The 12,267-nt window shown below is 72.9% G+C and carries 19 protein-coding genes; 14 read left to right on the top strand and 5 right to left on the bottom strand.

Features of this window, described 5'->3' with window-relative positions; translation table 11 throughout:
• From MXD62_RS19795 to MXD62_RS19860, 14 genes are all read left to right on the top strand, one after another.
• Window positions 1-312, top strand: a 312-nt coding sequence (locus MXD62_RS19795) for a hypothetical protein (protein WP_248831005.1), incomplete at its 5' end; no start/stop codon positions are given.
• Window positions 312-503: a hypothetical protein gene (locus MXD62_RS19800; protein ID WP_248831006.1), complete on the top strand. Its 192-nt coding sequence runs from the start codon at window positions 312-314 to the stop codon at window positions 501-503. The genes MXD62_RS19795 and MXD62_RS19800, both read left to right, overlap by 1 nt.
• Window positions 500-697, top strand: a complete 198-nt coding sequence (locus tag MXD62_RS19805) for a hypothetical protein (RefSeq protein ID WP_248831007.1) — start codon at window positions 500-502, stop codon at window positions 695-697. The genes MXD62_RS19800 and MXD62_RS19805 overlap by 4 nt, the downstream gene beginning before the upstream one ends.
• A gap of 188 nt (window positions 698-885) precedes the next feature.
• Entirely contained in the window at window positions 886-1,224 is a 339-nt protein-coding gene (locus MXD62_RS19810) for a hypothetical protein (protein WP_248831008.1), read from the top strand.
• A complete protein-coding gene (locus MXD62_RS19815; RefSeq protein ID WP_248831009.1) occupies window positions 1,221-1,427 on the top strand; it encodes a hypothetical protein in 207 nt (68 codons plus the stop codon). The genes MXD62_RS19810 and MXD62_RS19815 overlap by 4 nt, the downstream gene beginning before the upstream one ends.
• Window positions 1,424-2,416 (top strand): hypothetical protein, encoded by a 993-nt coding sequence (locus MXD62_RS19820; RefSeq protein WP_248831010.1) that lies wholly within the window; start codon window positions 1,424-1,426, stop codon window positions 2,414-2,416. Before MXD62_RS19815 ends, MXD62_RS19820 begins: the two co-directional genes overlap by 4 nt.
• Window positions 2,417-2,482: 66 nt before the next feature.
• Entirely contained in the window at window positions 2,483-3,682 is a 1,200-nt protein-coding gene (locus MXD62_RS19825; protein ID WP_248831011.1) for a hypothetical protein, read from the top strand.
• On the top strand, window positions 3,679-5,793 hold the full coding sequence (locus MXD62_RS19830) for a type IV secretion system DNA-binding domain-containing protein (RefSeq protein WP_248831012.1): 2,115 nt from the start codon (window positions 3,679-3,681) through the stop codon (window positions 5,791-5,793). Before MXD62_RS19825 ends, MXD62_RS19830 begins: the two co-directional genes overlap by 4 nt.
• A gap of 333 nt (window positions 5,794-6,126) precedes the next feature.
• A complete protein-coding gene (locus MXD62_RS19835; protein WP_248831013.1) occupies window positions 6,127-7,077 on the top strand; it encodes a hypothetical protein in 951 nt (316 codons plus the stop codon).
• A 123-nt stretch (window positions 7,078-7,200) separates the two neighbouring features.
• Window positions 7,201-7,452 (top strand): hypothetical protein, encoded by a 252-nt coding sequence (locus MXD62_RS19840; protein ID WP_248831014.1) that lies wholly within the window; start codon window positions 7,201-7,203, stop codon window positions 7,450-7,452.
• A complete protein-coding gene (locus MXD62_RS19845) occupies window positions 7,449-7,685 on the top strand; it encodes a hypothetical protein (RefSeq protein ID WP_248831015.1) in 237 nt (78 codons plus the stop codon). The genes MXD62_RS19840 and MXD62_RS19845 overlap by 4 nt, the downstream gene beginning before the upstream one ends.
• A 255-nt stretch (window positions 7,686-7,940) precedes the next feature.
• Window positions 7,941-8,183, top strand: a complete 243-nt coding sequence (locus tag MXD62_RS19850) for a type II toxin-antitoxin system HicA family toxin (RefSeq protein WP_248831016.1) — start codon at window positions 7,941-7,943, stop codon at window positions 8,181-8,183.
• A gap of 1 nt (window position 8,184) precedes the next feature.
• On the top strand, window positions 8,185-8,502 hold the full coding sequence (locus tag MXD62_RS19855) for a type II toxin-antitoxin system HicB family antitoxin (protein WP_248831017.1): 318 nt from the start codon (window positions 8,185-8,187) through the stop codon (window positions 8,500-8,502).
• The gene (locus tag MXD62_RS19860) at window positions 8,499-8,921 is read left to right on the top strand and encodes a hypothetical protein (protein WP_248831018.1); all 423 of its coding nucleotides are present in this window, start codon (window positions 8,499-8,501) and stop codon (window positions 8,919-8,921) included. Before MXD62_RS19855 ends, MXD62_RS19860 begins: the two co-directional genes overlap by 4 nt.
• 337 nt (window positions 8,922-9,258) lie before the next feature.
• Here the strand turns inward: MXD62_RS19860 and MXD62_RS19865 are convergent, their stop codons facing one another.
• From MXD62_RS19865 to MXD62_RS19885, 5 genes are all read right to left on the bottom strand, one after another.
• Window positions 9,259-9,453 (bottom strand): hypothetical protein, encoded by a 195-nt coding sequence (locus MXD62_RS19865; protein WP_248831019.1) that lies wholly within the window; start codon window positions 9,451-9,453, stop codon window positions 9,259-9,261.
• On the bottom strand, window positions 9,450-10,352 hold the full coding sequence (locus MXD62_RS19870; protein ID WP_248831020.1) for a peptidoglycan recognition family protein: 903 nt from the start codon (window positions 10,350-10,352) through the stop codon (window positions 9,450-9,452). Before MXD62_RS19870 ends, MXD62_RS19865 begins: the two co-directional genes overlap by 4 nt.
• Window positions 10,349-10,690: a hypothetical protein gene (locus MXD62_RS19875; protein WP_248831021.1), complete on the bottom strand. Its 342-nt coding sequence runs from the start codon at window positions 10,688-10,690 to the stop codon at window positions 10,349-10,351. The genes MXD62_RS19870 and MXD62_RS19875 overlap by 4 nt, the downstream gene beginning before the upstream one ends.
• Before the next feature lie 144 nt (window positions 10,691-10,834).
• On the bottom strand, window positions 10,835-11,137 hold the full coding sequence (locus MXD62_RS19880; protein ID WP_248831022.1) for a hypothetical protein: 303 nt from the start codon (window positions 11,135-11,137) through the stop codon (window positions 10,835-10,837).
• 1 nt (window position 11,138) lies between these two features.
• The gene (locus MXD62_RS19885) at window positions 11,139-12,206 is read right to left on the bottom strand and encodes a hypothetical protein (RefSeq protein WP_248831023.1); all 1,068 of its coding nucleotides are present in this window, start codon (window positions 12,204-12,206) and stop codon (window positions 11,139-11,141) included.
• Window positions 12,207-12,267 lie beyond the last annotated feature (61 nt).

Below are 12,267 nucleotides of genomic sequence, written 5' to 3' on the forward strand. Positions count from 1 at the left end.
GCCCGCGCTCGCCGAGACTTCGCCGCCTGCGCCGACTACACCGCGGCCGCCGCCGAGCTGTCCATCTCCACCGTGCATGTCGAGGTCTTGGCCGTCGCGCTCGCCGCGGGCGACATGCGCGTCGTGACGGCGCGAGTCCGAGAGATGCTCGCCATGCGGCGCGCCTACGTCGAGCGACGTGCCGAGCTGGACGCCGCGCTCAACGCCCGGCGGGCGGCGCTGGCAGTGGACACCGAGCCGGCCGAGGACCCGGACGCCGCCATGCGCCGGCTGTCCGAGCTGGCCGCCGCCGAACAGACCGGCGGTGTCTGATGGGCCGGACCAGCGGACCGAGCGGCGGCACCGGCGGCCACCCCGCCACCATCCGCATCCGCGGCATCCAGGCCGACCCGCACGGCACCCGCGAGCAGCGCCGCGCCGCCCGCAAGCTCGGCGTCCTCTGCCCGGCCGGATGCGCGGGGTGCGCGGCCAAGACCCAGGGGCAGACGGGCGGTGCGCCGTGATCGACCTCGACCCCACGCTGCCCCACCGGCTCGCCCAGCCCCACGCCCCGGCCCCCGGGCGCAGCCTCACCGGACGCGCCCTCGGTGGACTCGCCGTCACCCTCGGCGGGCTCGCCATCGGCATCGTCGGCAGCGGCGCCGCCCTGTACTGCCTCGGCGCGGCGATCGTCACCTACCGGCTGTGGCCCCTGTGAGCGGCAACGAGGACAACCCGTGGTGGGCCATCGCCCTCGGCATCGCCGTCCTGACCGCCGTCATCTTCGGCTGCGCCTGGATCTACGACTCGCTACCCCAGCCCTGATCGACACGGCCGCCGGCCGGGACGCCCATCCCGACCGGGGCCGTGCAGCCCTCACCACCCGACCTACCGGGAGTGAAAGCCGTGACCATCCTGGACCACCCCACCCTCACCGCGCCGCCGAAGCTCAAGCCCTGGCCGGCGGCCGTCGCCGTCGCCCTGGCGCTCCTCGCCGTCACCGCCACCTACCAGCCCGCCGCCACCCTCACCAGCCTCCGCATCGCACCGGCGCTCCTCCTCCTCGCCGGCGCCCTCTGGGCCGCCTACCAGACCCGGGCCGGCGTCTGGGTCACCTCCCGCACCCCCACCGGCCACGCCATGACCACGGCGACGCTCGTCCTGATCGGCATCGTTGGCGTCCTGGGCCAGCCGCAGGATCTCGCCTGGGCCCACCCGGCCGGCGCGGCGGTGGTGGCCCGATGAAGTTCCGCCTTCGCCGCCAGCCGCAGGCCCCCAGCGCGCCCGCGATGCCCACCGTCACCCGGCGCCACAGCCAGCCCTGCGAGCACCCCCGCTGCCCCCTCACCATCACCGGGCAGACCCACGCCGACCTCACCGAGAACGCCGAACGACACCGGTGGCTCGTCCACACCGGCGCCGTCAGCGCCGGAGGGGAGTCCCGATGAGGACCCGCACCCGGACCGTGCAGGTCCCCGGCACCCACACCATCAACGGGCAGACCATGCCCGTCATCCGCGAGCAGCAGATCGTCGAGCCCGTGCCGCCCCGCGACTGGGACGTCCTAGCGACCCGCGCGGCCGTAACGGTCATCGTCGTCCTCACCACGTTCTCCGTCGTCTGGTCGACGGTGTCCATCGCCCGGCTCCTCGGCGGCGGGTGGGCTGCCACCCTCGCCGCGGCCACCTTCGACGCCGCATGGATCGTCACCGGCGTCATTGCCTACCTCGTCCGTCACCAGCCCGACCGGCGGGCCGTTGTGGACCGGGGCGGCTGGGCGCTCGTCGCCGTCACCGTGATCGCCCTCGGCGTCGAGGGCTGGCGGACTAGTGGCCTCGCCGCCGCGTGCGCGGGTGCCGCCGTGTCCCTGATCGCCAAGGGGCTGTGGTGGATGTTTGACCGCGCCACCCGGGCGCCGCTGTCCTCGGATGACCGGCAGTGGCTCGCTGGCCGCCGCTCCCAGCTCGGCGCACAGCGCGCACTCCTCGCGATGCAGCGGCAGGTCGCCCGCGAGCAGGCCCAAGTCGCCGAGCTCGCCGGGTCGACCCCTCCCGACCCGGACCGGCCCCGCGGGTCGACCCAGGTCGACCTCGACCCGCCGCAGGTCGACCCGACCCCGGCACTGGAGTCGACCCCGACCCAACCCAGCCCGGCCCCGACCGCGCAGGTCACAGCCCCGCAGGTCGACCCCAGGTCGACCCGGCAGGTCGACCCGACCCCGGCCCCAGGTCGACCCGAACTCCACGCCGTCCCCGACCAGGTCGACCCGGCCGACCTCGACCGGGCCCGCGCCGTCGTCGCCGCCCTCCGCCGCGACCAGATCGCCCCGAGCACCGAGCAGATCCGGCGGCGGATGGGGATCGGCCGCGACCGGGCCCGCGCGTGCTGGCTCGCGATCCAGGCCGACGAAGCCGACCCGGCCCGCCGCACCGCCTGACCGACCCGACCTCGACCCGCCCCGGGACCGCCCACGCGGTCCCGGGGTCGACGCGTCAGGAGAACCATGACCACCGACCCAGACCCGACCCCACCCGAGCCCGGGGTCGGACCCCTCACCCCCGGTGCCCTCCTCGCCATCGGCGCCGAGGTCCTCGTCACCGCAGGCGCCGGCGTCTACACCGCCGCCGGTGTGGTCGGCCTCGCCGCCGCCGGTGTCGCTGGCGCCGGTGGGACCGCCATCGCCACCTACGCCCGCCGCGGCCACCGAACCTCCGCCAGCCGCGGGCCGACCCAGACCCCGGGCAGGTCGACCCGCGCGACCCGAGCAGGTCGACCTGCCGGGCCGGCCCCCACCCGGGCCGGGTCAACTGCCGGCCGGCCCCGCGCGACCCCGGGTCGGACCGCCACGGCACCGGCCGGACGCAGTGCGGGTCGACCTGCGGGGAGCGCTCCGGCCCGCACCGGGTCGACCCGGCGGCCGTCGCTGTTCGCCTCGAGGCAGCCCGCCGCCAGCGGGACGAGCCGGCGGCGCGGCGGCCTCCGGCTGCCGACGCTCGGCCTCAGCCTGCCCGGCCGGCGCCACAGGTCAGGTCGGCCCGGGTCGACCCCAGCACGCGGACACGGGTCGACCTCGACCCGCGCCGCAGGTCGACCCCGCCGGGCCGCCGGCCGGCTCGCCCAGCTCGGCCGCCGGGTGGCCAGCGCGCCGACCCGCAGGACGACCCGCCCCGCCCCGGCCCCCACAGGACGAGTCCGGCCCCACGTCCAAGCCCCGCCCGGCGTCGCGGCCCGACCCCCGACCCGCCTGGCCCGAACCCGCGCCGCTGGCCGGCCCCACGCCCGACCCGCGCCCGCCATCCCCCCACCCGACCCGACCCGGAGGCCCGCCGTGACCACACCCGACCCCTACCGCAGCCCCCACGGCTGGGCCCCCGCACAACTCCTCGCCGAAGCCGCCGACGCCATGACCCGGTACGAACCCGACCACATGGAGGACTACATCGGCCACCTCGGCCAGCTCCCCGCCATGGCCGGCAACTTCCAACTCATGATCCGCAGGCTCGCAGAGAAGACGGAGAAGGAGCTCCCCGCCGCCGGCGCGGTCTCCGCGCTCCTCCACGACATGGCCCGGGCCGTGTCCGCCGTGCAGGGCGCCGCCGAAGAAGTCGCGCCCGGCGCCCGCCGCGCGCACCGCGAAGACATCGAGCGCCTCGAGAACCCCCGTAACGGCGTCCAGGCCGAGAAGAAGTGGAACGCCCGATGAGCCGCAGCGCGCTGCGCTGGCCGTCCACCCGCCCCGACTGGACGTTCAGCCCCGCGTCCGCCGCAGTGAACATCGGTGGGGCGCTCCTCACCCTGGGCGCCGTCGGTCACGCCGCACAGCTGGCGCCCGTCTGGTCCGTCGCCGCTGTCGCCGCGGCCGCCGCCGGCAGCCTCATCGCTGCCCGCGGGCGCGACCTGTCCCGACTGTCCCTCGCCCTGCGGATCGTGCTGTGGGTCGGCGCCGGAGTGTGGCTGTGGCTCGCCCTCGCCGGCTCCCCGTGGCGGGTCGGGATGCTCGCCAGCCTGGCCATCGGCACCGTCGCCGCCACCCTCGCAGCCCCCGCGCTGCACCGCCGCGACCAGCGCCTCGAGGTCACCGCGGCAGACCGGGTCGAGGCCCGCGCCCGCGACGACCAGGGCGCCCAGTGGGAGACCTGGCTCCGCAACCTCGGGATCCGCGACGCGAAGGTCGTCGGGCTGGAGCGGTGGGACCCGGTCGACGTCAACGGGCAGCAGGTCCAGCCCGGCTACACCCTGGACGTGAAGGCGGCCGGCGCCACCCTCGACCAGTTCGCCGGCGTCACGGCTCGGCTCGGCTCGCTGGCCGAGCTCCCCGCAGGCGCCGGAGTTGAAGCAGCAGAAGGGATCGACCAAAGCCGTTTCCTACTCTTCGTGGCGACCGCCGACACCCTGGCCGATGACCTGACATGGGAGCACGGCCCGCAGTCCGAGGTCACCGACGACGCCGTGATCGGCCGATACCGCAGTTCGTTCCCCACCCTGGTCAACTGGCGTGAGCGGAAGGTGCTCGTCGTCGGCACACCCGGCACCGGGAAGAGCACCACACTGCACGGCCTGATCGGACGGGCCCGGGAACAGGTCGGCCACCTGGTCTGCATCATCGACCTGTCCGGTGGCGGGGACCTGTCCCGGCCCTGGCTCCAGCCATGGCTCGACGGGCGGATGGACCGGCCCGCGATCGTCTGGGTCGGCGCCGACGTCGAGGAGGGCATCCTCATGGCGGAGGCGGTGCTGGACATCGGCCGGTGGCGCAAGGGTGCGACCGTGCAGGCCCGGCAGGACGCCGACACCACCCTGATCCCTCTGGGCCCCGACCTGCCCCGCATCACGATCATCGTGGACGAGGGTGAGACGTCCGCCGGGGGCAGCGCGGACCGGCGCGGCCAGTACCTCGGCGGGCTTCTCCTCACCATCAACAAGGAGATGCGGAACCCGGGCTGCGACGTGTGGTTCTGCGCGCTGCGCGGCATCGGATCCAGCCTCGGCAGCACCGACTACCGGGCCCACGCCCCGATCCGGATCCAGACCGGCGGCGGCCTCGACGAAGCCACGCACACCTTCGGCAGCGCCCGTGGCCTGTCCTCCACCGACACCGCCCGGCAGGGCCGATCCTGGATCCAGATCGACGAGGGTCTGCCCCGGCCGTACATCGCGCCGAACCTGGCCCCGTCCACCATCGCTGAGATCGCGATCCGGACCGACGAGTGGGCGGTCGACCTCGACGAAGGCAGCGCTCGGGCGGCCGGGGAGGCGTGGGCCCGCCGGTGGGACCCGGCACGGGTCGCGTGGCTGTTTGCCGACTCGACCGCACCGGCCGTGCGACCAGCGGCGGCCGTCGTCGACCAGGCCCCGGCCGCGCCGACCGAGTCGATGGGGGCCGCGGTCGCCCGGATGGACGCCACCGCGGCCCGGCTCCGCGCCGAACGGGAAGCCGATGAGGCCGGCCAGCCGGGCCCTGCCGGCCCGGCCGATGACGACGTGCTCGCCGGGATCCTCGCCGCCACCGAGGAACGGGAGTCCGCCGCTGTGCGCCTCGCCCGCGCCGGTGACCGCCGCGGTGCCGCCCTCGCCCTACTCCTGGACGCCGGGAGAGACGGCATCGGCCCGAAAGCCCTCGCAGACCTCCTCGCCGAGGCCCTCACCACCGCCGGGGACACGACCACCGCGACGAGCAGGCAAACCGTCCAGGGATGGCTCCAAGCCGAGCACCGCGCCGGCCGGGTTCACCGCCGCCGTGGTGGCCGGTACGTCCACGGCGACTACCCGGAGCCCGCCGACATCGAAGACGGCGACGGAGAGTCACAGTCGTGAGTCGCGTCGCCAGTCGCGTCGTGAGTCGCGTCGCGCCGACCGGCCCTCGATGCCTGGGATTTCCCGGGGGCGACTCCTGCCAGGCGGGCGACGCGACACGACGCGACTCGTGACACGACTCGCGACTCTGCTACAGACCGTCACACCCGGGCGGATCGCGGCTGGCCACGGCTGATCGCCGCCGTTACACCCCCGCAACTTTTGCTCACCGAAAGCGCACATCCCTACTACCGTGCGCAGCACAGATCATCCCGCCAGATCAGGAGAGGCCATGGACGCACAACAGAGACACGCTCACCCTGGGCACCAGAGACCACCCACCAGGGAGACCCCATGCCACCCATCACCCGCCGCGGGCTCGCCCTCGGCACCCTCGCCGCGTCCGGCCTCGCGATCGGCGGCCGGCTCGTGACCATGGACCAGATCGACACGTCCGCCGCCGAACGTGAGCGGATCGCCGCCGAACTCGACGCCGTCGCCGACCAGTGGGAAACCCTTCCCCCTGCGACCCTCCGCGCCCGGCTCTACGCCATCGAGACCCGACTCGGGATCGTCGGCCGCGGCCGCGTCGGTGCCGGCGACTGGGCCGCGCTCGGCGCCACCACCCTCGTCATGCTCGCCCAGGCCGAAGACGACGCCGGCGACCCGGAGGCCGCCGCGGCCACCGTCCACCGGGCCCAGACCGCCGCCGCGCAGGCCGGAGACGGGCCACTCCAGGCCCACGCCGAGCTGATCGCCGGGGAGATCTACGGCCGGTACGCCCCGAACGGCGACGAGCCGATCGACATGCTCGAAACCGCCGGTCTACGAGGCGGACAGACCGTCGTCGGCGTCCAAGCCCGCGCGCTGGAGGCCATCGCACGGGCGAACCGCGGCGAACCGGCCGGCACCGTCCTCGACATCCTGCGCACCGCGGAGGAGATCCAGGCTGGGCTGCCGGTCACCCCACGGTGGGGCCCGGGGCATCTACACGCCTACGCCGGCCGAGCCGCCATCCGCGCGGGCGCGCTCTCCCAGGGTGCCCGCTGGCTGTCCACCGCCCGCGCGGAAACCGCCGGCCAGCCCGGCATCGGCTCCGCCGCCACCGTCTACACGGCGCACGGGTACGCCGCGGTCGGCCAGTGGGACGGGGCGTTGCAGACAACGCGGGATGCGCTGTCGGTGTCCGGGCCCCGCGGGGTGCCGTCCTGGCTGGCCAGTAACGCCCGCACGCTGGCACAGGAGGCACGGGGCCGCGGCGGCGACTGGACGCCGGTCCGGAGTGCGGTTTCAGCAGCCGTTTAGGCGTTCCCGCCCAGTCGTGTTGGGCGGGAACGTGCCCGACCGTATCGCCCGTCCGGGCTCCCCGGGCGGGCGATCATCGATCTACCATGAACATCCGCGACGGCGCGCACACGGGGAGACGGCATGGCGTGGAACAAGCGGGGCAGCACCGAGGGCGGCGCGTCCACCGGCCGTGACGGCGTCAAACGCGGCGGCAAAGGCGGCACCACCGGCAGCAACGTCCAGTCCGTCGAGTTCGCCGACTGCCCGACCTGCAACGGCACCACCAAGGTCACCCGGGACGTCGTCGAAGGCGACCAGGACGGCCGCTTCACCGGCACCCAGGAAGTCGACTGCACCAGGTGCAACGGCACGGGAAAGGTGAAAAAGAAGTGACCGCGGAGCAGCCGGCGGATAGGCCGATGGTGCGGATGCTGTCGATGGTCGCCTGCAACCGATGCCGGCGGGACCGCGGCGACCAGCTCCGGCGTACGGGCCACGTGGAGCCGGTGCCGGAGTCGGGGACCTGCCCGCACGGGAATCCGCTACGGACCGCGTGGGCGGACGGCTTCGGCCCCGGCTCGGAGCCACCCGAGGACTCCGGCTACGACCGCACCCCACCCGTCTGACCCCGGACGTGACGAAGCCCCGCTCACCCGTCGCCAGGATGAGCGGGGCTTCGTCGTGTCCGCCACCGAACAGCGGCAGGCTACCTGCCGTGCCGTGACGACCACGGCACCCGACACGGCGCGCCGCCAGACCCCGGACACGACGGCGGCCGGCCCTGCCGGGAGGTGGCAGGCCAGAGAGCCCTCGGCCGGCGGAAGCTGGCACGGATAGGCCGCTTCTGCCAGAGTTGGCGGCGTATGGGAACGTTGCGCGTCGTGGCGCAGTTTCCCCGGATGAAGGCGCGCGAGCTCATCGCGGTGTTGCGCCGAGAACCCTTGAACTACGAGGTGACACGGCAAAGCGGGTCGCATCGGATGTTGGAGGCCCCAGGACGGCCCCGGCTGACGATCTCGTACGCCGACGGCGACGACGTACCACCGGGTGTGGTCCGAAAGTATCTGGTGAAGACCATCGAACTCAGCGACGATGCGGCTCTGCGACTCCTGGGGAGAGGCTGACATGGTTGAGATCACTGTTGAGTACCACGAGGAAGACGGCCTGTGGTGGGCGGAGTCCGAGCAGGTGTCGGGCTGGGCTGCCGGTGGTGACACCCGGGAGCAGGCCCGCGAGCGGGTCCGCGAGGGTCTGCACTTCATCTACGGCGAAGACGTGATCGTTGACGAGAGGTTCCCTGACCTGATCAACGATCTCCATGTGTCCGCCACAGGCGTGAGTCTGATCTTGGCCGGAACCGCTGGCGGAACCGCCTTGCACGCCGTCCACCAGCGTGTGACCACGGCAGAGATCAAAGTCCCAAAGGAGACCGTCTCTGCATGAGACTCACCATGATCCTGTGTGATGCGGCTCAGGTATCCGCAGGGAAGCTCTTCATTCTCGGCGGGGGCTGGAATATCGCCGGACCAGGACCGTTCCCCTCCGCGCTCGCAGTCCTCGTCGAGGTCCCCTGGGATCGTTCGAACACGCCGTTCACTCTGAGCCTCGAGCTTCTTGAGGAGGACGGTGAGCCGGTCATACATCAGGGGCCCCTAGGCCCGCAGCCGGTGCGAGTTGAGGCGCAGATGGAGGTCGGCCGCCCGCCAGGGATCAAGAAGGGCTCACCGCTCAGCGTCCCATTCGCGGTCAACGTCGCATCTATGCAGCTGACGCCCGGTAGTCGCTACTACTGGGAAGCGAAGATCGAAGGCCAGCCACCGGATGGGGACCGGACGGTCAGCTTCCAGGTCCGGGCGAACTAGATCGCTACCCGACTCCCCAGCCCGACCCGGACACGACGAAGCCCCGCCCACCTCACCGGCGGGTGAGATGAGCGGGGCTACGCCACATGGGCCATCGGACAGCGGCAGACTACCCAGCCAGGCGCCGCCAGCCCCAGCACCACGGCCCGTGTCGCCCCCGGACACGACGAAGCCCCACCCGCGTTCCCCTGCAGGTGGGGCCCCGCCGCAGATGCCTCCCGCAGGAGCACCTGCCGGCAGGCTAGCCCGCGCCGCACACCCCTGACACGACGAAACGCCGGCCACCCCGGGTGGGGTGACCGGCGCTCGCTGCGTCAGGGGGGAACGCCCCCGCAGGCTACCGGGCGTCCAGCTTCGCGACCGGCGTCACCCGCTTCCGCGTCTCCCACGTCGTCCACACGGCCAGCACGGCACCGACCAGGCCGATGACCCACTGCTGGGTCGCGTCGTCCAGCACCAGCACACCCGTACCGGCCAGCGCCAGCAGGACGTACTTCACGGCATCGAGGATCAGAACGGGCTCGAACTTCACAGGGTCTCCTCGGGGTGGGACTGGGTGGGGACGAGGCCCACGGCGTGCGCGCTGGCCGCATGCGCCAGGCGTATGGCGTCGACCGCGTCGAGTCGGGTGACGGCGTCGAGCAGGGTGGCGAGCGGGAGCGGGGCGACCATCGCCTGCGCGGCCGCCGGCGCCGCGGCCGACAGCCCGCGCTCGATGCGGTCCAGGCGGGCGATCGCGTCGCCCGAGGTCTCGTAGGTACGCCGCAGCACCGCGCCGGCGTGGGCCTGGAACGGCTGGTGCCAGTCGGCCGCCGCGCCCTGGGGCCGCTCCCCCATCTGCTCCCACAGCTTGCCGAGCACGGTGTCGGCGACCGCCTCACAGTCGGCCGGCGTCAGCGGCATGTCAGGGTCCTCTCTGAGCTGCTGGACGGAGTTGATGGCCAGGGCCTGGCGCAGGATGTCGCCGCGTCGACCGGCCCGGATCGGCCCCGGACATCTGTGCAGCCCCCACGCCTTGCCACCCATCCGGTGCGTGCCGAGCCCGTAGCCGTCGGGCGAGTCGGTCACCTGCGGCGCCCACCCGAACTCGCGCATCCCCCAGGCGTAAAGCTCGGCCAGGCGCTGGACCTGGATCGGGGTGTAGTCCTCGGAGTCGAAGCCCGCGCACTCCACGCTGATCCAGTACGAGTTGCCCGCGGCCTGCGCCCAGGCCCGGCGGTTGAACGGGACGTACTGCTCGAAGTCGCCCGTCTCGCTCAGCCACAGGTGCGCGGAGACCTGGCTGGACGGGTTGTCGAACCAGCCGAACAGGCTGTTGCGGCCGACCTGGACATGCGGGATCAGGCCCCGAGTCGGCTCCACCATGAACCCGGACGTGTTCCGGACCGGGCGGAACTCGGCCGACGGGTAGAGCATCGGCGGCGCCATCATCCCGAGCAGCCCATCTCCCGGGCCGCCAGCTCGTGCGTTCCGACGATCTCCCGCGCCAGGGGGCTTGACCGCTCCGACAGCAGCTCCGGCCGGCCGACGCTGGCGAACGCCACGCAGCTCGCCTTCTCGTTCTGCCGGATATCCGCGACCGCACCGACCAGATAGACCATGACCACTGTCAACGCCGTGGCACCGACCAGAACCGCGCCGAGCACCCACCGCCACAGCCGGCGCGTACGCCGCCCCAGGTCGCCGCGCAGCCGCTTGACCTCCTCGGCCAGCTCCTCAACTGCCTGCGTCAACGTCCCCATCGCCCCCGCTGGCATCGGCTCGCTCACCGCCACCCCCCTCTCCCTCGTCCTCGGATAGCCGGTCGATCTCGTGACGCAGGTCCGCCACCAGATCCGCAAGTCGGTCCGCAAGCCCGTCCAGCCGGATCCGGGCATGGTCCGCGTCGGTAGACAGGCGAGTCCGGTCCGGCATTACCGCACCCGACTCAGCGTTGTGGTGGCGTCGGCGACCGCCCGCGCCGCTTCCGCTAACGCGCCCGCATATCGCTCCAGCACGGTGCGGTTCAGCTCGTCGAGCTTCTCCTCGAGCCGATCCGCGCGAGCGGTCTCCCTGGCGTATGCGGTCCGGGCGAACACCATCAGCACGGCCGCCAAGGTGCCCGTGACGCCGGTCTGTACCAGCGTGTCCAGGCCCAGCCCGCCGCCGTCGGTCGCCGCCTGAGCGAGCAACGGCGAACCGGTCACGGTGCCGGTCAGGGCGTAGAGACGGATCACGTCACTGTGCCCACAGCCGCTTGTACTCGGCCGCCGCCTTCGGGTTCTGGCCCTGCGAAATGTTCATCTTCTGCGGCAGGTCGTCGTAGTAGCACTCGAACGCCAGCAGCCGCCGGCCGTCCGGCAGCCGCCGGTTCCACGCCTCGGTGAACACCTTGTGCATGTTCGTGATGAACGCCGGGTTGTCGCCGCCGCCGTCCAGCGCGGTGTTGTTCTTGACCGCCCACTCCGGCACGGCGAACTGCAGGCCCAGGGAGAACGCCAGGTCGGCGTACCAGCGGACCCCGTTCACCGCCGCCGCCTCGCTGTCGAACGGCACCCGGGTCGACGGCGGGTAGTGGTCGTAGTAGTCCACGGCGATCGCCCGCAGGTACTTCGGGTCGGGGAGGATGTTCCGCGGGTCGTTCGCCGGATACCGGTCGGCCGCGAATCCGGGGCTGTCGTGCCCGTTCATCGTCCAGATGATCTGCGCGTCCGGGTCGACCTCGAGGACCGTTTTCCCGAACAGGTCGAACGTGTCGACGTACTCGTCGTACGACCGGTAGTTCTGAGAGTTGGACGACGGGCCGGACCAGTAGTGCAGCCGGTTGTGGTTCGCCTCCCACCCGGGGCTGATCCACTTGCGGCGGCCTTTCCAGTTCCGGGCGAACTGCTGCCACTGCGGCACGAAGTCCCCGCGGGCCGCGGCGGCGTACGAGTAGCCCCCCGCGGGGAAGAACGGCATCTGGATGACCGGGGTGATCGGCGAGTTCACCCACAGGCCCGGCTGCCCGGACGTTGCAGAGACCAGCGTCTGCCAGTTGTCGCGGGTCGGGTAGCACAGCGCGACGTCACCATCGTCGACCGGCCGGCCGCGCCAGACACCGAACTGCGTGGACGCCGCCACGCTGTTGATGTTCGGGCTTCCACCCGACGGCCAGAACCCGGCCGGCTCAGGTTCGGGTTCGGGTTCCGGGGTGGGGTCCGGCCCGTGGTCGGCCACATGTTCGAACAGTCGGCGCTCCAGCTCGGTCACCCGCGCGGACAGCGCCACGTGGTCGTCCCACGGCGGCACACTCACCCCGGCCATACCGCCCCCACCCTGCATAGACAACACCTACCGACACGATAGGCCCGACCTATACCGATCA

It is taken from the genome of Frankia sp. Mgl5, assembly GCF_023242985.1.
GTDB lineage: Bacteria > Actinomycetota > Actinomycetes > Frankiales > Frankiaceae > Parafrankia > Parafrankia soli.

Excerpts from the sequence above, each read along its gene's own strand:
- MXD62_RS19800 (WP_248831006.1), top strand. The coding sequence starts at position 312 with ATGGGCCGGACCAGCGGACCGAGCGGCGGCACCGGCGGCCACCCCGCC.
- MXD62_RS19815 (WP_248831009.1), top strand. The coding sequence starts at position 1,221 with ATGAAGTTCCGCCTTCGCCGCCAGCCGCAGGCCCCCAGCGCGCCCGCG.
- MXD62_RS19820 (WP_248831010.1), top strand. The coding sequence starts at position 1,424 with ATGAGGACCCGCACCCGGACCGTGCAGGTCCCCGGCACCCACACCATC.
- MXD62_RS19825 (WP_248831011.1), top strand. The coding sequence starts at position 2,483 with ATGACCACCGACCCAGACCCGACCCCACCCGAGCCCGGGGTCGGACCC.
- MXD62_RS19830 (WP_248831012.1), top strand. The coding sequence starts at position 3,679 with ATGAGCCGCAGCGCGCTGCGCTGGCCGTCCACCCGCCCCGACTGGACG.
- MXD62_RS19835 (WP_248831013.1), top strand. The coding sequence starts at position 6,127 with ATGCCACCCATCACCCGCCGCGGGCTCGCCCTCGGCACCCTCGCCGCG.
- MXD62_RS19840 (WP_248831014.1), top strand. The coding sequence starts at position 7,201 with ATGGCGTGGAACAAGCGGGGCAGCACCGAGGGCGGCGCGTCCACCGGC.
- MXD62_RS19855 (WP_248831017.1), top strand. The coding sequence starts at position 8,185 with ATGGTTGAGATCACTGTTGAGTACCACGAGGAAGACGGCCTGTGGTGG.
- MXD62_RS19860 (WP_248831018.1), top strand. The coding sequence starts at position 8,499 with ATGAGACTCACCATGATCCTGTGTGATGCGGCTCAGGTATCCGCAGGG.
- MXD62_RS19870 (WP_248831020.1), bottom strand. The coding sequence starts at position 10,352 with ATGATGGCGCCGCCGATGCTCTACCCGTCGGCCGAGTTCCGCCCGGTC.
- MXD62_RS19885 (WP_248831023.1), bottom strand. The coding sequence starts at position 12,206 with ATGGCCGGGGTGAGTGTGCCGCCGTGGGACGACCACGTGGCGCTGTCC.